The organism is Actinoplanes sp. CA-051413, assembly GCF_050955795.1.
In the GTDB taxonomy this organism is placed as follows: Bacteria; Actinomycetota; Actinomycetes; order Mycobacteriales; family Micromonosporaceae; genus Actinoplanes.
The window spans coordinates 8,451,928-8,468,822 of record NZ_CP192100.1; the positions used below are offsets into that span (position 1 = coordinate 8,451,928).

Annotated in this window: 13 protein-coding genes; 6 read left to right on the forward strand and 7 right to left on the reverse strand. The window is 71.8% G+C overall.

Features of this window, described 5'->3' with window-relative positions:
* Positions 1 to 2: 2 nt before the first annotated feature.
* Positions 3 to 1,409, reverse strand: coding sequence for a proline--tRNA ligase (gene proS / locus ACQP2Y_RS39835; protein ID WP_433721522.1), 1,407 nt, complete (start codon positions 1,407 to 1,409; stop codon positions 3 to 5).
* Positions 1,410 to 1,485: 76 nt separating this feature from the next.
* Between proS and ACQP2Y_RS39840 the strand changes: the two genes are divergently transcribed.
* Both ACQP2Y_RS39840 and ACQP2Y_RS39845 read left to right on the forward strand, forming a co-directional pair.
* Positions 1,486 to 2,016, forward strand: coding sequence for a SigE family RNA polymerase sigma factor (locus ACQP2Y_RS39840; RefSeq protein WP_433721523.1), 531 nt, complete (start codon positions 1,486 to 1,488; stop codon positions 2,014 to 2,016).
* Positions 2,006 to 3,418, forward strand: a complete 1,413-nt coding sequence (locus ACQP2Y_RS39845; RefSeq protein ID WP_433721524.1) for a PQQ-binding-like beta-propeller repeat protein — start codon at positions 2,006 to 2,008, stop codon at positions 3,416 to 3,418. The genes ACQP2Y_RS39840 and ACQP2Y_RS39845 overlap by 11 nt, the downstream gene beginning before the upstream one ends.
* Here ACQP2Y_RS39845 and ACQP2Y_RS39850 read toward each other — a convergent pair.
* The 4 genes from ACQP2Y_RS39850 to ACQP2Y_RS39865 form a co-directional block, all read right to left on the reverse strand.
* Positions 3,408 to 4,484 carry an amidohydrolase family protein gene (locus ACQP2Y_RS39850; protein WP_433721525.1) on the reverse strand — a complete coding sequence of 359 codons (1,077 nt, stop codon included), beginning with the start codon at positions 4,482 to 4,484 and terminating at the stop codon, positions 3,408 to 3,410. The genes ACQP2Y_RS39845 and ACQP2Y_RS39850 overlap by 11 nt on opposite strands.
* A 25-nt stretch (positions 4,485 to 4,509) precedes the next feature.
* Entirely contained in the window at positions 4,510 to 5,130 is a 621-nt protein-coding gene (locus ACQP2Y_RS39855) for a Uma2 family endonuclease (protein ID WP_433721526.1), read from the reverse strand.
* Positions 5,131 to 5,163: 33 nt separating this feature from the next.
* Positions 5,164 to 6,723 carry a signal recognition particle protein gene (gene ffh, locus ACQP2Y_RS39860; RefSeq protein WP_433721527.1) on the reverse strand — a complete coding sequence of 520 codons (1,560 nt, stop codon included), beginning with the start codon at positions 6,721 to 6,723 and terminating at the stop codon, positions 5,164 to 5,166.
* A 64-nt stretch (positions 6,724 to 6,787) separates the two neighbouring features.
* Positions 6,788 to 7,027 carry a hypothetical protein gene (locus tag ACQP2Y_RS39865; protein WP_360549946.1) on the reverse strand — a complete coding sequence of 80 codons (240 nt, stop codon included), beginning with the start codon at positions 7,025 to 7,027 and terminating at the stop codon, positions 6,788 to 6,790.
* A 279-nt stretch (positions 7,028 to 7,306) separates the two neighbouring features.
* Between ACQP2Y_RS39865 and ACQP2Y_RS39870 the strand changes: the two genes are divergently transcribed.
* The 4 genes from ACQP2Y_RS39870 to ACQP2Y_RS39885 all read left to right on the forward strand — a co-directional run bounded on the left by ACQP2Y_RS39870 (position 7,307) and on the right by ACQP2Y_RS39885 (position 13,196).
* Entirely contained in the window at positions 7,307 to 9,154 is a 1,848-nt protein-coding gene (locus ACQP2Y_RS39870; RefSeq protein WP_433721528.1) for a stealth family protein, read from the forward strand.
* A 19-nt stretch (positions 9,155 to 9,173) separates the two neighbouring features.
* Positions 9,174 to 10,445, forward strand: a complete 1,272-nt coding sequence (locus ACQP2Y_RS39875; protein ID WP_433721529.1) for a nucleotide sugar dehydrogenase — start codon at positions 9,174 to 9,176, stop codon at positions 10,443 to 10,445.
* A gap of 5 nt (positions 10,446 to 10,450) precedes the next feature.
* The gene (locus tag ACQP2Y_RS39880; protein ID WP_433721530.1) at positions 10,451 to 12,523 is read left to right on the forward strand and encodes an acyltransferase family protein; all 2,073 of its coding nucleotides are present in this window, start codon (positions 10,451 to 10,453) and stop codon (positions 12,521 to 12,523) included.
* 184 nt (positions 12,524 to 12,707) lie between these two features.
* On the forward strand, positions 12,708 to 13,196 hold the full coding sequence (locus ACQP2Y_RS39885; protein WP_360549954.1) for a CAP domain-containing protein: 489 nt from the start codon (positions 12,708 to 12,710) through the stop codon (positions 13,194 to 13,196).
* A 78-nt stretch (positions 13,197 to 13,274) separates the two neighbouring features.
* On the opposite strand, the gene ACQP2Y_RS39890 is transcribed toward ACQP2Y_RS39885, so the two are convergent.
* Together ACQP2Y_RS39890 and ACQP2Y_RS39895 are read right to left on the reverse strand one after the other, a co-directional pair.
* Entirely contained in the window at positions 13,275 to 14,312 is a 1,038-nt protein-coding gene (locus ACQP2Y_RS39890; protein ID WP_433721531.1) for a class I SAM-dependent methyltransferase, read from the reverse strand.
* 78 nt (positions 14,313 to 14,390) lie between these two features.
* Entirely contained in the window at positions 14,391 to 16,892 is a 2,502-nt protein-coding gene (locus tag ACQP2Y_RS39895; RefSeq protein WP_433721532.1) for a glycosyltransferase, read from the reverse strand.
* Positions 16,893 to 16,895: the final 3 nt, after the last annotated feature.

A 16,895-nucleotide genomic window follows, 5' to 3' on the forward strand; every position in this document is an offset into this window, starting at 1 on the left:
GGTCAGTACGACCGGGCCAGGATCGCGATCAGGTCGGGCTCGTCGTCGGAGTCGGGCATCGAGCCGTCCTCGCGGAACAGGCAGCGCACGGTCACCGCCTTGCCGTTCGCTTCGGCCTCGCCCTCGGTGCCGACCGCCGACCACGGCACCCGCGCCCAGCCGGTCTGCGCTGCTTCGATCGCGTCGCCCAGCGTCTTCACGTCGACCGTGTTGGTCTCGCGGAACGCCAGCGCGTCGTCGTACATCCGCTGCTGGTCCGCCTTGAGCGCGGCCGTCACGGTCGCGGCCACCTCGGCCAGGGCCACCGGCGTCTTGGTGCCGTCGATGCGGCGGGCCACCACGGCGTTGCCCGCGCCCAGGTCGCGGGGGCCGACCTCGATGCGTACCGGAATGCCCTGGAGCTCGGCGTCGACGGCCCGGCGGCCGAACGGGATGTCGGCCCGGGCGTCGAGCTTGACGCGTACGCCGGCCGCCTTGAGCTCGTCGGTCAGCTTGGTGGCCGCTTCCAGGACGCCTTCGCCCGCCTTGACCACCATGACCTGGGCCTGGATCGGCGCGATCCGCGGCGGCAGGCGCAGGCCGTTGTCGTCGCCGTGCACCATGATCAGGCCGCCCATCATCCGGGTGGAGGTGCCCCAGGACGTGGTCCAGGCGTGCTCGACCTTGCCGGCCGCCGACGAGTAGGTGATGTCGAAGGCCTTGGCGAAGTTCTGCCCGAGCTCGTGCGACGTGCCCATCTGCAGGGCCTTCATGTCGCCCATCATGGCCTCGACGGTCATCGTGTTGGTCGCGCCGGCGAACCGCTCGCCCTTGGTCTTGCGGCCGGGTACGACCGGGATGGCCAGCATGGTGACCATGAAGTCCTCGTACACGTTCTTGTGGATCTCCCGCGCGTGCTCGCGGGCGTCCTCCTCGGTCGCGTGCGCGGTGTGGCCCTCCTGCCAGAGGAACTCGGTGGTGCGCAGGAACGTGCGCGGGCGCAGCTCCCAGCGCACGACGTTGGCCCACTGGTTGAGCAGCAGCGGCAGGTCCCGGTAGGAGTCGACCCACTTGGCCATGAACTCGCCGATGACGGTCTCGCTGGTCGGCCGGACGACCAGCGGCTCGGCGAGCTCCTTGCCGCCGGCGTGGGTGACCACGGCCAGTTCGGGCGAGAAGCCCTCGACGTGGTTGGCCTCGCGGCGCAGGTAGCTCTCCGGGATGAACAGCGGGAAGTACGCGTTCTGCACGCCCGCTTCCTTGATCCGGCGGTCCATGTCCGCCTGCATGTGCTCCCAGATGGCGTAGCCGGCCGGCCGGATCACCATCGTCCCGCGCACCGGGCCGTTGTCGGCGAGTTGCGCCTTGGCGATGAGGTCCTGGTACCAGCGGGGGAAGTCCTCCGCACGGGGAGTGAGCACGCGAGCCATGAGGCAGCATCCTAGCGAGACCCGTGCGCAACCGACCGGGCGGCCGTCCCGTGTCCTTCTGCGAGGGGCGGTGGAGATGACCGACGACTTCGACGCGTTCTACCGGGACACGTCCCGCAGGCTGGTCCGCTACGCCTACGGGCTCACCGGCGACCCGGTCGAGGCGCAGGACCTGGTGCAGGAGGCGTACGCCCGGGCGTGGCAGCGGTGGAGGCGGTTGTCCGGCTACGAGGAGCCCGAAGCGTGGTTGCGCCTGGTGGTCAGCCGGCTCTCCGCGGACCGCTGGCGCCGTCTGGGCGTACGCCGGTCCCGGGCAGCGGCCGATCCCCCGCCCGCACCTGCGGCACCTCCGTCGGAGGACACGGTCCTGCTGGTCCGCGCGATGCGGACGCTGCCGGCGGCGCATCGCCGGGCGCTGACCCTGTACTACCTGCTCGACCGGTCCGTCGGCGAGATCGCCGCCGAGACCGGGGCGTCCACCGGCACGGTGAAGTCCTGGCTGTCGCGGGGCCGGGCCGGTCTGGCCGCCACGCTCGGCACCCTGGAGGCCGCCGCCGACCCGGCGTCGGCCGCGGGAGCCCGGAAAGGAGCCGGCCATGCCCACTGATCTCGACGACCTGTTCACCTCGCTGGGCCGGCACGCGGACAGCATTCCGCTGGCCCCGGCGGAGCAGGCCCGGCACCGCGGGCGGCAGCGCACCCAGAACCGGGCCATGGTCGCCGCGGCTGCCGCGGTGTGCCTGATCGCCGCCGGCCTGGGCGTTGTCCTGGTGCGGCACGACCGGCAGTCCGCGCCGGTGACGTCGAAGCGCACGCTGCCCACGGTGGGCGCGCCGGTCGAGTTCGGAGACCAGGCCCGGGCCGCGACCGTGGCGGGCACCGACGGCCGGCTCTACACCGTCTGGCAGACCCTCAACGGCCAGATCAGCATGAACGCGGTGGAGCTGCGCACCGGCGCGGTCGCCTGGCCGGCCCGGCCGCTGGGCAGCCGCACCGATGAACTGCTCGCCGTCGACGTGCTGCCGCGGGCGCTGGTGGTAACCCTGCGCCACGGATCCGCCAACACGATGCACATCTTCGATCCGGCCGACGGCCGACCGCGGTGGGCATTGCCCTTCGAGGCCGGGGATGAGGTCGTCCGGCACGAGTCCGTGCTGGTCCGGGCGTCGGCGAACGGCCGTACGGAGGCGTTCGACTGGGTGAGCGGGGCGCGCCGCTGGCAGCAGCCGGCCCCGGCCGACCGGCCGGTGTACACGATGGGCACCTATCTGGACCGCAACGAGGAGCTGTGGCTGGGCCGGCCGTTCTTCTTCACCGACGACCGGCTGGTGCAGGTCACCCGGGCGGGCAAGGTCCAGGTGCGTGACATCACGACCGGCGAGCTGCAGCGTACGGTCACAGCCGCGCCGCCGGACACCGATCCCCGCACGTATTTCGCGTACGACGGGTGGCTCTACAACGACGAGCACGAGTGCTGCGAGCAGAACGGCTTCCGGGTGCGCGCGACGGACTTGCGCTCCGCTCAGGGCAGTTCCAAGGTGGTGTTCACCCGGGGTCCCGGACACCAGCTCGACATGCTGCAGATGTGCGGTGAGCTGCGGGTCTGTGTGAGCGACCAGGACCGGAACGCCACGGGTACGGTCTCGGTGCTGGACGGGGCGACCGGCCGACAGCTGTGGCAGGTGCCCGGGGCGAAGAACGGCACTTCGGTCTCCACCGTGCACGGCCACACGCTGGTCGGCGGGCCCGGCGGTGAGCAGCTGGTCTACGACCGGGACGGCAAGCGGGTCTTGTCGACGCCGGAAGGCTCGGTGTCCTGGCTCGACACGGACACACTGCTGCTGCTGCCGAGTCTCGTCGCCGGTCCGGCCAGCAAGGTCACGCTGCCGGACGGGAAGGTGACGGTGCTGGGCGAGGTGCCGCCGGCGTCCGACGCGTGCGCCTGGACACCGGAGCGGCTGGCCTGCCCGGTCGGCACCAGCCTGCGGATCTGGAACCTCAGCGGATGACCGCCCCGCGCAGCACGATCCGGCTCGGGGCGCGGACCACCCGCAGGTCCCGGCGGGGGTCGGCCTCGTAGACGACCAGGTCGGCCAGGCCACCCTCGACCAGCCCAGGGAAGCCGAGCCAGGCGCGGGCCCGCCAGGAGGCGGCGGCCAGCACATCGGCGGCGGGGATGCCGGCCTCGTGCAGCAACAGCATCTCCTCGGCGGCGAGGCCGTGCCGGATGCTGCCGCCAGCGTCGGTGCCCACATAGATCGGCACGCCGGCCTCGTGCGCGGACGCCACCACCTCGGGGAAGCCGTCCCGCAGGGCGAGCATGTGGTCGGCGTACCCGGGGAACTTGGCCCGGGCCTGGTCGGCGATGCCACCGAAAGTCCGAATGTTGATCATCGTGGGGACCAGGGCGGTGCCGCGCCGGGCCATCTCGTCGATCAGCTCCAGCGACAGGCCGGTGCCGTGCTCGACCGAGTCGACGCCGGCCCGGACCATCTGCGCGACGCCCTCCTCGGAGAACGTGTGCACGGCGGCCCGGACGCCGGCGGCGTGGGCGGCCTCGACGGCGGCGGCCATGGTGGCGGGATCCCAGGAGGGGGCGAGGTCGCCGACGGACCGGTCGATCCAGTCGCCGACCAGCTTCACCCAGCCGGTGCCGGCCTTGGCCTGGGCGGTGACGGTCGCGACCACGTCGGCCGCGTCGACCTCGACGCCGATGTCGCGCAGATAGCGCCGGGTGGGCGCGACATGCCGGCCGGCGCGGACCAGGCGGGGAATGCCGGGCTCGTCGTCGAGCTCGGGATACGGGTACGGCGATCCGGCGTCCCGCAACGCGAGCACGCCGGCGTCACGGTCGGTGTGGGCGAGCTCGCGGGCCTGGTCGAGGCTCTCGATGGGCTTGGCGCCGTACTGGATGCCGAGATGACAGTGCGCGTCGACCAGCCCGGGAACGACGTAGCCACCGTCACTGATGGTCTCGGCGTCGGCGACGGGCTCGAGGGTGATGCGGTCCCCCACCAGCCAGAGATCGCGGACCTCGTCATCGGGCAGCAGAACCCCACGCACATGCAACGCCATGCGTATGTCCTACCCGATCAACACCTCACCTGTCCGGCCGGGCGGTCTCGCGGAGCCGGTCCCGGCGCCGGGTCCAGCCTGGCAGGTCCAAGGTGACCTCCCAGGGATGCTCGATAGTGACCAGCCCGTCGGTCACCATCTGCTGGTTATAGGCCCCGCCGGAACTCAAGCGGAACTGAGTGAAGGTGATGCGCTCGCCGAGCGGGTCGATGATCCAGTAGGCCGGGATACCCGTATAGGCATAGAGCTTCATCTTGTCCTCGCGGTCGCTGACCTTGGAAGACGGCGAGATGATCTCAGCGACCAACAGCACATCGGCCGCAAGCACCGGGGTTCGATCCGCGCCTTCCTGACGGATCAGGACAACGTCGGGACGCGGCTCGTTCCGGCTGTCGACCAGGACGGATTGATCGACGCTGACAAACACGTCATCGGGGCACCGGGCCTCCAACGCAGTCGCGATCCGGATGCCGATCGATTGATGAATGGGCAGAGGGGCCGGCGTCAAGACGAGCCTTCCGTTGATCAACTCATAGTGAAGATCCTCGGGAAGGCTTGCCACGTCGTCGACGGTCCAGTCTCGCTTGTCCGACAGATGCACGGCAGCGGTCATCGGCTCCTCCTCAAGGGGATCACCGATGACCATACTAGCTCCATGCCTAGTTGTCGTATGCCAATATCAGCGCTTGTCGTCGCCGGGCTTCTTGGGGTTGTTCAGCTTGTTGAAGTCGATCTTCGGGAGCTTGAAACCCGGGGGCAGGCCCTGCGCCCCACCCAGGGCGTTCGGGTCCAGGCCCGGGGGCAGCTGCGGCATTCCGCCCGGGAAGCCGCCCGGCATCCCGCCGCCCACGCGCGGCCGGTTGCCGCCCTTGGTGCCCTTGCGCTTGTTCTTCGGGCTCTTGGTGGCCTTGCGGCGCCCGCCGCCCGGCAGGCCCATCATGCCGCCCATCTGCTTCATCATCTTCTGCGCGTCGGTGAAGCGGTTGAGCAGCTGGTTGACGTCCATCACCGTCACGCCGGAGCCGTTGGCGATGCGGACGCGGCGGGAGCCGTTGATGATCTTCGGGTTGGTGCGCTCGCCCGGGGTCATCGAGCGGATGATCGCCGCGACCCGGTCGAAGTGGCTGTCGTCGAGCTCGGCGATCTGGTCCTTCATCTGGCCCATGCCGGGCATCATGGCCAGCACGTTGGCGATCGGGCCCATCCGGCGCACCGCGATCAGCTGGTCGAGGAAGTCCTCCAGGGTGAACTGCTCGCCACCGAGCAGCTTGGAGGTCATCTTCTCCTTCTGATCCTCGTCGAAGGCCTGCTCGGCCTGCTCGATGAGGGTCAGCACGTCGCCCATGCCGAGGATGCGGCTGGCCATCCGGTCGGGGTGGAAGACGTCGAAGTCCTCGAGCTTCTCGCCCGTGGACGCGAACAGGATCGGCTCGCCGGTGACGTGCCGCACCGACAGCGCGGCGCCGCCGCGGGCGTCGCCGTCGAGCTTGGAGAGGACCACGCCGGTGATGCCCACGCCGTCGCGGAAGGCCTCGGCCGTGGTGACCGCGTCCTGGCCGACCATCGCGTCGATGACGAAGATGACCTCGTCCGGGTCGACGGCGTCGCGGATGTCGCGGGCCTGCTGCATCATCTCGGTGTCGATGCCGAGGCGGCCGGCGGTGTCGACGATGACGATGTCCTTCGCCGTCCGCTTGGCGTGCTCGATCGAGTCCTTGGCCACCTGGACCGGGTTGCCGACGCCGTTGCCGGGCTCGGGGGCGTACACGTCGACGCCGGCCCGGCCGCCGAGGACCTGGAGCTGGTTGACCGCGTTGGGGCGCTGCAGGTCACACGCCACCAGCAGGACCTGGTGGTTCTGCCCCTTGAGCCAGCGGGACAGCTTGCCGGCCAGCGTGGTCTTACCGGAGCCCTGCAGACCGGCCAGCATGATCACCGTGGGCGGCTGCTTGGCGAACTGCAGGCGCCGGCCCTCGCCGCCGAGGACGGTGATGAGCTCCTCGTGGACGATCTTGATGATCTGCTGGGCCGGGTTGAGCGCCTGGGACACCTCGGCGCCGCGGGCCCGTTCCTTCAGATTGGCGATGAACGACTTGACCACCGGCAGCGCGACGTCCGCCTCGAGCAGCGCGAGACGGATCTCGCGCGCGGTGGCGTCGATGTCGGCGTCGGTGAGCTTGCCCTTGCCGCGGAGCTTGGTGAAGATCCCGGAGAGGCGGTCGCTCAAGGTGTCAAACACGGCGCAACTTCCCGTTGGTCAGAGGTGAGGAGATGACCGCAAGCCTAGCCGCCCGCTCGCACGCTCACCGGTTGCGCATCCGGTACGTCTTCGCCGCCGCCTCGATCCGCCGCTGGTTGCGGGTGCCCGGGGCCAGCGAGCGCTTCGCCCGGCCGTACAGGTAGACCCCGCCGCCGACCACGACCGCGCCGACGATCAGGTAGGCCAGCGCACCGACCAGCACCTGCAGCAGCTGGATCGCGATCCAGCCCACCACGATCACGCCGGCGATCGTCGCCACCAGGTACGCGATTGCTTTGCCCATCTCAGCCTCCCGAAGTGATACCCACCCGTTGTCCACCATGCCTCGCCCACGCAAGCGGGCGCATCGGGGCGGACCCGTAGGGGTGGCCGGGCGGCGTTCGGCCCCGCCACCTGCATAAATCACGTATACCGCAGGTAACAGGCGCAACTTCTGACATAGCACAGATGTCCGAAAAGCCGACATCGACCGCAACCTTCTGATGAATCGGGCCGTTGAGGCACGAGGAACCGGGCGGCTGATCGATCGGCCCCGACGAACATCCGGCGGAAGGACTACGGCGTGCCCCTGCGGCGGATCCTGCGACTGGCGCCCTGGGGAGTCCGGGCGCGCATCCTCAGCACGGTCCAGCACCGGGTCCTGCCCCACGTCGCGCCCGAGCAGCGCCTCGGGATGGCCCGCCGGATCGTGCACCTGTCCGCGCCGCCCCGGCTGCCGCTGATGCGGACCGCGACGGACGCCCCGACGATGCGGGTCCGGGCCGGCCGCGGCTGGGTCACCGCACGCCGGGACCCGGCGGCCAGCCCGGCCGAGGTACGGCGGCAGAACCTGGACCGCGTCATCGCCGCCCTGGAAGCGGCCGGCGTCGACTGGTTCCGGGTGCCCACCCGCGCGCTGCTGCACACCGCTGTGGCCGTACCGGTGCAGCACCGGGCCCTGGTGGTCCGGACGCTGGAGGAACTCACCGGGGCCGGCACCGGGATCCTGCAGGTCGTGCGGCCGCGCGGGCACCGGGGCCGCCGGGCCCGGCGCACCGCGGAGATCCTGCGGGTGTGCTGGCCGGTCACCGATCCGGGCGGCAGCCTGCTGCTCGGCCTCGACGTGGGCTGCGACATCGAGTTCTGGCGCCAGCAGGACGGCGTGCTGTCCGGGCCGCGGGCGAACCCGATCGCCGACGTCATCCCGGCCGACGAGCCGGTGGTCCGCGCCGGCGAGCCCGCGTTCGGCGCGTTCAGCGCACCCGACGATCCCGCCCGCTACCGGACCCGGGAGATCTTCACGACGCCGAGCCTGGACCGGATCAGCTTCCCGATCGACGCCGTCTACACCTGGGTCGACGGCGGCGACCCGGCCTGGCAGTCCCGCAAGGCCGCCGCGCTGGCCACCAACACCTGGCTGAAGGACGCCAGCAAGCTTGCCAACAACGACTCCCGGTACGCCTCCCGCGACGAGCTGCGCTACTCGCTGCGCGCGCTGCACTGCTTCGCCCCCTGGATCCGGCACGTCTTCCTGGTCACCGACGACCAGGTGCCGGCCTGGCTGGACACCACCCATCCGCGGATCACCGTGGTCAGCCACAAGGAGATCTTCGGCGAGACCGGCACCCTGCCGACGTTCAACTCGCAGGCCATCGAATCCCGGCTGCACCGCATCCCCGGGCTCAGCGAGCACTTCCTCTACCTCAACGACGACGTGTTCCTGGGCCGGCCGGTCGGGCCCGAGCTGTTCTTCACCCCCGGCGGGCTGACCCGCTTCTTCCCGTCCACCGCGCTGGTCGACGCGGCGCCGCGCAGCCCGACCGACCCGCCGGCCGACTCGGCCGGCAAGAACAACCGGGAGCTGATCCGGGCCGCCTTCGGCCGGGTGCTGACCCGCAAGATGAAGCACACCCCGCACCCGTCGCGGCGCAGCGTCATCGCCGAGATCGAGGAACGCTTCGCCGAGTACGTCGAGGCCACCGCCAACCACCAGTTCCGGCACCCGGACGACATCTCCCTGCTGTCGTCGCTGCAGCAGTACTACGCCTACCTCACCGGGCGGGCGGTGCCGGGCACGATCCGGTTCCGCTACACCGACCTGGCCGCGCCGGTGACCCCGTTCAAGCTCGCCGACCTGCTGCGGCACCGCAACCTGGACGCGTTCTGCCTCAACGACATCGACTCCGACCCGGCCGTGGCGGCCGACCAGGAGGCGATGCTGGCCGACTTCCTGCCCGCGTACCTGCCGTTCGTCTCGCCGTACGAGCTGAGCTCACCGCGGCCCGCCACCACCGCGCCGCCGGCCCCGCCCGCACTGCCGGGCCGCCAGGTCGGCCGCGCCACCACGGCGGTCCCCGGTCCCCTGCCCGCGCAGCACGACCGCAACCGCGGCACCGGAGAACAGAGCTCCACCAACACGCCCGTCGCCTGACCGGCGCTCGATCAAGGAGATGCATCCCGTGAGGTACGACGCCGTCATCCTCGGTCTCGGTTACGTCGGCCTGCCGCTGGCGCAGCAGGCCATCCGGTCCGGCCTGTCCGTGCTCGGCTTCGACGTCAACGCGGCGGTGGTCGACGCGCTCGGCGCGGGCCGCTCGCACGTCGACGACCTGTCCGAGGCGGACGTGGCCGAGATGCTCGCCGGCGGCTTCAGGACCACTGTGGACGAGGGCCTGATCGCCACCGCGGACGTCGCCGTGATCTGCGTGCCGACGCCGCTGTCCGACGGCGACGGGCCGGACCTGCGCGCGGTCACCGGCGCGACCGAGGCCATCGGGCGCAACCTGCGCCCGGGCATGCTGGTGGTGCTGGAGTCCACGACCTACCCCGGCACCACCGACGACGTGGTCCGACCACTGCTGGAACGGCTCTCCGGCCTGGTCGCCGGGCGCGACTTCCACCTGGCGTTCTCGCCCGAGCGGATCGACCCGGGCAACGAGCAGTTCGGCCCGCGCAACACCCCGAAGGTGGTCGGTGGCTACACCGCCGGCTGCACCGAGCGGGTGGCGCAGTTCTACGGGCGGTTCATCGACACGGTGGTGCGCACCCGGGGCACCCGTGAGGCCGAGACGGCGAAGCTGCTGGAGAACACGTACCGGCACGTCAACATCGCGCTGGTCAACGAGATGGCGCGGTTCTGCCACGAGCTGGACATCGACCTGTGGGACGTCATCCACGCCGCGTCGACCAAGCCGTTCGGCTTCCAGGCGTTCTACCCCGGGCCGGGCGTCGGCGGGCACTGCATCCCGATCGACCCGAACTACCTGAGCCACAACGTGCGCAGCAAGCTGGGTTATCCGTTCCGGTTCGTGGAGCTGGCCCAGGAGATCAACGCGACGATGCCGGCGTACGTGGCCCGGCGGGCGCAGAACCTGCTCAACGCCGACGGGCAGGCGGTGCACGGGGCGCGGGTGCTGCTGCTCGGGGTCACGTACAAGGCGAACATCGCCGACCAGCGCGAGTCGCCCGCCACCCCGCTGGCCCGGCAGCTCGGCGCGCTCGGCGCGAAGCTCAGCTACCACGACCCGCACGTGCTGCGGTGGAGCGTCGGCGACGTGGAGGTGCCCCGCACGGACGACCTCGAGGGCGCCGCAGCGGCCGCCGACCTGGTGATCCTCGTGCAGCACCACCGCGAGTACGACGCCGATCACCTGGCCGGCATCGCCAAGCGCTTCTTCGACACCCGGGGCGTGACCCACGGCGCGGAGGCGCACCGACTGTGACCGAGATGAGCACCGCGCCGGTCACGCCCGCGCCCCGGCGGCCCCGGCCCACCGGCTCCGGACCGGGCGTCACGCCGGCCCCGGAACCGGCCCGGCACCGGCGGGACATCGAGGGACTGCGGGCGGTCGCGGTGCTGCTCGTGGTCGCGTACCACTGCGGGCTGCCGTTCATCGGCGGCGGTTACGTCGGCGTCGACGTCTTCTTCGTCATCTCCGGCTTCCTGATCACCGGATTGTTGCTACGCGAGGCGCAGCGCACCGGCCGGGTCTCGATCCCGCGGTTCTACGCCCGGCGGGCGCTGCGGCTGCTGCCGGCCTCGACCGTGGTGGTCGTCGCGACGGTGGCCGCGTCGGCGCTGTGGCTGCCGCCGCTGCGGTTGTCGGAGATCGTCTCGGACGCGCTGCACACCTCGATCTACGCGATGAACTGGCGGCTGGCCGCGATCGGCACCGACTACCTGAGCGCGGAGTCGGCCCCGTCGCCGTTGCAGCACTTCTGGTCGCTCGCCGTGGAGGAGCAGTTCTACCTGGTCTGGCCGTTGCTGCTGCTGCTCGTGGTGCGGCGCGGCGGACGCGGGCTGACCACGGTGCTGGCCGTGCTGACCGCCGGTTCGCTGGCGGTGTCGGTCTGGCAGACGCAGCACAACGCCGGGTGGGCGTACTTCGGGGCGCACACCCGGGCCTGGGAGCTCGGCGCCGGTGCGCTGCTCGCGGTCGGGGCCGACCGGCTGCGGCGGCTTCCGCCGCTGCCCGCGAAGCTGCTGATCGGCAGCGGGCTGGGCGCGGTGGTGGTCGCGGCCCTGAGCTTCACCGCCGCGACCCCGTTCCCCGGGTACGCCGCCCTGCTGCCCGTGCTCGGCACCGCGGCCGTCATCGCCGGTGGTTGCGCCCGCCCGGCCGGCCCGCTCGGCGCACCGGTGCTCCAGGTCATCGGCCGGCTCTCCTACTCGTGGTACCTGTGGCACTGGCCGGTGCTACTCATCGCCCCGTTCGCCCTCGGCCGCCAGCTCACCGCCGCGGAGAACGTGCTGGTCGCCCTCGGCGCCCTGGTGCTGGCCGCGCTGACGTACGCGCTGGTGGAGAACCCGGTGCGGCACCTCGCCGCCCTGCGCGACCGGCCGTGGCGTGGCCTGACCGCCGGCGCGGTCGTCTCGCTGCTCGCCGCGGGGCTGTGTGTGCTGATCACCGTGCTGGTGGGCGGCACCGGCGGCACGGGTTACCGCGCGCCGGCCCTGACCGGCGTGGCCAAGCTCCAGCAGAACCTCGCGCTGGCCGCCGGGATGCCGGCTGTGCCGGCCAACCTCACCCCGGCGCTGGCCGCCGCGGCCAAGGACAAGCCCCGCCTGTACGCGGACAAGTGCTCCCCGGCGTTCGCGGACCCCGAGGTGAAGACCCCGTGCGCCTACGGTGACCTGTCCTCGCCCACCACGGTCGTGCTGTTCGGCGACTCGCACGCCGGCCACTGGTTCCCGGCGCTGGAGGCGATCGCCCGGCAGCGGCACTGGAAGCTCGTCGTGGTCACCAAGAGCGCCTGCTCGGCCGCGGACGTGGTCATCTACGAGGACGCACTCAAGCGGCGCTTCACCGAGTGCGTGCAGTGGCGCCGGGCGGCCTGGCGCCACATCCGGTCGCTGCGCCCGGCGAAGGTCATCATGGCCTCGACCCTGCCCAACGCCCCGCTGCTGGACGTGACCGGCTCGCTGGACGACGCCTGGTCGGCGGCGTGGCGGCGCTCGTTCGACGCGGTCAAGGGCCCGGGCACCGAGGTGTACTACGTCAACGACACCCCGTGGCAGGCCCGCAACGTGCCCGACTGCCTGTCGGCGCATCTGGACAATCCCGCGGCGTGCGCCCGCAGCCGGGCCGACGCGGTCCAGTTCCGCAAGCGCCGGGCGCTGGTGGCCGGAGTGGCCCGGGCCGAGGGCGCGACTGTCATCGACCCGCTGCCGTGGTTCTGCACCGCGACGACGTGTCCGGTCATCGTGGGCAACCTGCTGGTCTACAAGGACCAGCACCACATCACCACGGCGTACAGCCGGTTGCTCGTACCGCTGCTCGCGGAGGCATTGCGCCGATAAGGCTCCCGTTCCGCAACCGGCCGGCGCCGCGCGCGCAACCGCGGTACGGCAGGCAACTCGGCGGCAACTGAGCACTCACACCAAGGCACCTGAAGAGGCATCAGCGAACCCTGCGGGACATCCGAAGGGAATGGCGTACCTGGCGAACAAGACGTCCAGGCGGTGTTCCTCGAAAGGTTGACCCGTGCAGAAGACCCTGGTCCGTCGCCTCGCCACCCTCGCGATGATCCCCGCCGCACTGCTCGGCATGGTCGCGATCGCCACCCCGGCCGAGGCCGCCACCGTCTCCTTCACCACGCTGCAGACCCAGGTCGTCAGCCTGTCGAACAAGGAGCGGGTAAAGGCCGGCTGCAAGGGCCTGCGGGTCAACGCGGAGCTGCTCTGGGCGGCCCGCGGCCACAGCAAGTACATGGCCACGACCGGCAAGTTCAGCCACACCGGCTCGGCGAGCTCCACGTTCGTCGCCCGGGCCAAGGCCGCCGGCTACACCGCCGCCCGCAGCGAGAACATCGCGTGGGGCTACCGCAGCGCCGCCGAGGTCGTCAACGCGTGGATGAAGAGCCCGGGCCACCGCCGCAACCTGCTGGACTGTGGCGCCAAGACGTTCGCCGTCGGCGTCGTGTACTCCGCCAACGGCACGCCGTACTACACCCAGGACTTCGGCAGCCGCTGACCGCGGCGCCGCCCAAGGCTTCACCCACCCCCCGAAAAGACCGGCCGGCATGCCCCCGCATGCCGGCCGGTCCCATCTTCAGACAGTGACGGGTGCCCCGGTACGCGAGTACGCCAGCACCGCGTGCCGTCCGAGCAGCACCCGCTCCTCGGTCAGCCCCGGCACTTCCTCGGTCCAGCGCCGTACGGCGTCCCGCTCGTCCTCGCGGTTGGCGTCGTCCAGCACCACGGTGGCCGTACCCGCGAGCCGCCCGGCGAGCACCGACAGCGCCGGGTAGCGCGCGTCCGGGCCGGTGGCCGCTGGCGGGCCGTCGACCAGCAACAGGTCGATGCCGGTGAGGTCGGTCAGCTTGTCCGCGTCGTACCACTGGTAGGTCTTGCCGTTGACCGTGAGCTCGCGCAGCGGGGCGTCGCGGACCTCGGCGACGGCGTTGAGGCCGTGGGCGGCGAGCATCGTGCGGGTCTGCCGAGCGTAGTCGGGGTCGTGGTCGAGGGAGACGAGCTTGCCGCCGTACTCTTCCAGGGCGTAGGCCAGCCACACCGACGAGGTGCCGCTGCCCAGCTCGACCACCAGCCGGGGCTGGCGCAGCCGGACCAGGTGCAGCAGTTCCAGCAGGTCGGTCGGGTTGAGCGCGAAGTCACCCGAGGACGGCATCGGCGCCCGCGGGGTGAACTGCTGGAACAGCTGGACCAGCGCCTCGATCTCCCGGCTCTGCGCGCGCAGCAGCAGGTCGGTGCCGTGCCCGCTCTGCCGCAGGCCGCGGGTGACGGTCCGGGTCAGCTCCTGGTGGCGGTCGCCGGCGGTGAGCCGTTCCTTTTCCACCGTCGCGACGACCCGGCGCTGCAACTGCTCCACGACCGTGCGCAGCTCGCGGTGCGCGTTCTGGTTGGCCCGGTAGACCCCGCCGATCCAGCGGGACAGGTGCAGGATCCCGAGCAGGACGGCCAGCAGCAGACCGGCCACCAGCGACAGCGCGAGACCCTGATTGCCCGACCCGGCCGACCACCAGACCCCGGCGCAGAGCGCCAGGATCACCATGAGGACCACTGCCTGGGGGCGTGTCAGGCTGCGCAGCCGCACCGCCAGCCGACCGCCGAACCGGACCAGGCTGCTCATCGAAGGACCTCCAGAGTCATGCGCGCCGGGCCCGGCGCGGGTCAACACGATCGCCTAACGCCCGCGGCGACACCGCCGTTACGGTCGGGCCATCAACGCGCCGCGTTGGGCCGGGGCGACCGGGTGCGGCGCGGTGACGATTCCAGCGATGCGGTCGACGAAGAGCTGCGGGTCGTGCGCCTTGGCGACGACGGCCCGGGCCCGGCGGCTCTGCTCGGCGTAGAGCTCACGGTCCGCGTGGTACCGCTGGATCATCGCCTCGGCCTCGCCCGGTCCGCAGTAGACAGCGGCGTCGCCGAACACCGCCGCGTGCCGCTCGGGCATCACCACGACGCAGCCCAGGGCCGCTGCTTCCAGGGCCGGGCGGGAGAACGTCTCGATCCGGTCCGCGCTCGGGAAGTGCAGGTAGAAGTCGAGCTGATGGACGAAGGTCCGCAGATCCAGATCACCGGCGTCGTAGACCAGCCGGGACCGCGGGCCGCCGGGGTGATATCCGGTACGCGGCCAGTCCGGCAGCCGCAACCGCACGTCCCACTCGCCGACCTCGTCGTAGACGGTCAGCGCCGCCCGCACGTCCCCGGGCCAGACCCCCTCGTCGCTGAGGTCGGTGCCGACCACGGCCGGCCACTTGCCGGCCCCGTCCCGCCCGGCCGACCACCGCTCCCCGTCCACCACAGCCGGCAGGTCGTACGGCGTCAGCTCGACGGTCTCACTGCGCAGCACGGCCCGTACCTGTGGGTCCTGCGGGCACCAGAGCGGCTCGGTGCCGAACATCCGCAGCGCGGCCCGGGAGCAGTCGGCGGGCACGTACCGGCGGTCGGCGTCGGCCAGCCGTCCGGGTGCCTCGTCGGCGACGATCAGCACCTGCCGGCCGCGCAGCAGGCACGGGTCGTCGGGCGGGAACTGCAGCACCGCGGCGTGCCGCACGATGATCAGCTCGGCGCGGTTCTCGTCACCGGGCAGCAGCTGGTCCACCCGGCCGTCGTTGACCAGCTGCTGCAGCGGCGCGCAGAGCGGCCAGCGGCGCCGGGCCGGCGGGCGCAGCGACTCGATCTGCATCACGGCGACCCGCAGGCCGCGCGCGATCAGCGCCCGGATCTCCTGGAGTCCCGACTGCTGCGCGCCCTGCAGGAAACGCCAGTCGGCGACCAGCACGACGTCGTACTCGGGCCGCCCGGCCGCCTCACCGCGGGCCAGCCGCAGATGGTCGGGGGCGGCGAAGGGCCGGCGGCTGCCGTCGCGCGGGCGCAGCGGATCGGCGGCCCGGGCAGCGATCCGCGAGTGCCAGCGCTGGTACGCCGACATGTACGCGGTCCGCGCCGGGTGCATCCAGTACGGCCGGATCTCCGCCCGCGACAGCGAACCCAGCGCCAGCCGGATCAACGCGAGCGGCCGCGAGTCGAGGTGCCGTACGGCGGCCGCACCGAAGACCGCCACCATCCGCCCGATGTACTCGGAGTCGGCGGCCTTGCGCACCGGATCGAAGTAGCCCAGCCGGTCCGTCACCTGGCCGCGGCGGAACAGCAACGACGACGGGTTGAACCGGCTGCGGCGCACCCCGGGCCGGGTGACCAGCAGCTCCTCGGAGACGCCGAGGCCGTCGGAGGTGGTGGCGACCAGCCGGCGGTCCTCCAGCAGCGGCCTGACCTGCAACTCCAGCCGGCGCGGATGGGACCAGTCGTCGGAGTCCTGGAACGCCACGAACTCGCCCTCGGCGGCGTCCAGGCCGGCGTTGCGGGCCGCGTAGGTGCCCCTGTTCTCCGGCTGCTTGACGAGCCGGATCCGCCCGCCCAGCGCAACCGCCCGGGCCAGCACGGCGTCGTACTCCGGCGGCGAGGCGTCATCGACGATGATCACCTCGACGTTGCGCCAGGACTGGTCCAGGATCGAGCGTACGGCGGTGATCAGGCCCTCGTCGGGGTGGAACGCGGTGACGATGACCGAGATCCGCTGCGGCTCGTCGATGCCGGCGACCGAGGTGGCCACGGTCAGCCGGTCGAACGGCGGCACCCCGGCCTTGTGCTCCAGCGCCAGCGGCGGCTCCGGCAGCAGCTTGCGGAAGGCGGTCAGCCAGCCGATCACCGGTCCGGTGCCGGCGAACGGATTGGCCAGGTCGAGTTCGAGATCCGCGCGCACGCTGTCGGTGATCCGCCGGTACGCCGCGAGCAACGGCCGGGCCCGGTTCGCCCCCTGCCAGGCCAGGGCGAGCTGGACGTGCAGGCCCTGGTGCGCGGCGGGCAGCGCGTCGGCACCCAGCGCGGTGCGGATCAGCTCGTACAGGGCCAGTGCGTCGGTGCGGTCCTCCGGCAGCATGTCCTGCTGGGCCAAAGTCTGCGCCAGTCCGGCCAGGACGGCCGGCTTGACCGCGCGCCGGCGCTGCTTGAGCCAGCGGGTGTCCCCGGTGCGGGCCGCGGCGAGCAGGTCGGCGTAGGACGCGTCGGACTCACCGAGCCCGGAGCGGGCGAGCAGCTGCCGCGCCCCGAGCGAACGGATCCGGACCGCGGTCGGCGGGACAGCCATCCGGACGTGGTAGCGGGCGACTCGCAGGTAGTCGTCGAGCAGACCGGGTGTCTCCCCCATGCG

Bases quoted from the DNA above. Each gene is read 5' to 3' on its own strand.
- proS (WP_433721522.1), bottom strand. From the start codon at position 1,409: ATGGCTCGCGTGCTCACTCCCCGTGCGGAGGACTTCCCCCGCTGGTAC.
- ACQP2Y_RS39840 (WP_433721523.1), top strand. From the start codon at position 1,486: ATGACCGACGACTTCGACGCGTTCTACCGGGACACGTCCCGCAGGCTG.
- ACQP2Y_RS39845 (WP_433721524.1), top strand. From the start codon at position 2,006: ATGCCCACTGATCTCGACGACCTGTTCACCTCGCTGGGCCGGCACGCG.
- ACQP2Y_RS39850 (WP_433721525.1), bottom strand. From the start codon at position 4,484: ATGGCGTTGCATGTGCGTGGGGTTCTGCTGCCCGATGACGAGGTCCGC.
- ACQP2Y_RS39855 (WP_433721526.1), bottom strand. From the start codon at position 5,130: ATGGTCATCGGTGATCCCCTTGAGGAGGAGCCGATGACCGCTGCCGTG.
- ACQP2Y_RS39865 (WP_360549946.1), bottom strand. From the start codon at position 7,027: ATGGGCAAAGCAATCGCGTACCTGGTGGCGACGATCGCCGGCGTGATC.
- ACQP2Y_RS39875 (WP_433721529.1), top strand. From the start codon at position 9,174: ATGCATCCCGTGAGGTACGACGCCGTCATCCTCGGTCTCGGTTACGTC.
- ACQP2Y_RS39880 (WP_433721530.1), top strand. From the start codon at position 10,451: ATGAGCACCGCGCCGGTCACGCCCGCGCCCCGGCGGCCCCGGCCCACC.
- ACQP2Y_RS39890 (WP_433721531.1), bottom strand. From the start codon at position 14,312: ATGAGCAGCCTGGTCCGGTTCGGCGGTCGGCTGGCGGTGCGGCTGCGC.
- ACQP2Y_RS39895 (WP_433721532.1), bottom strand. From the start codon at position 16,892: ATGGGGGAGACACCCGGTCTGCTCGACGACTACCTGCGAGTCGCCCGC.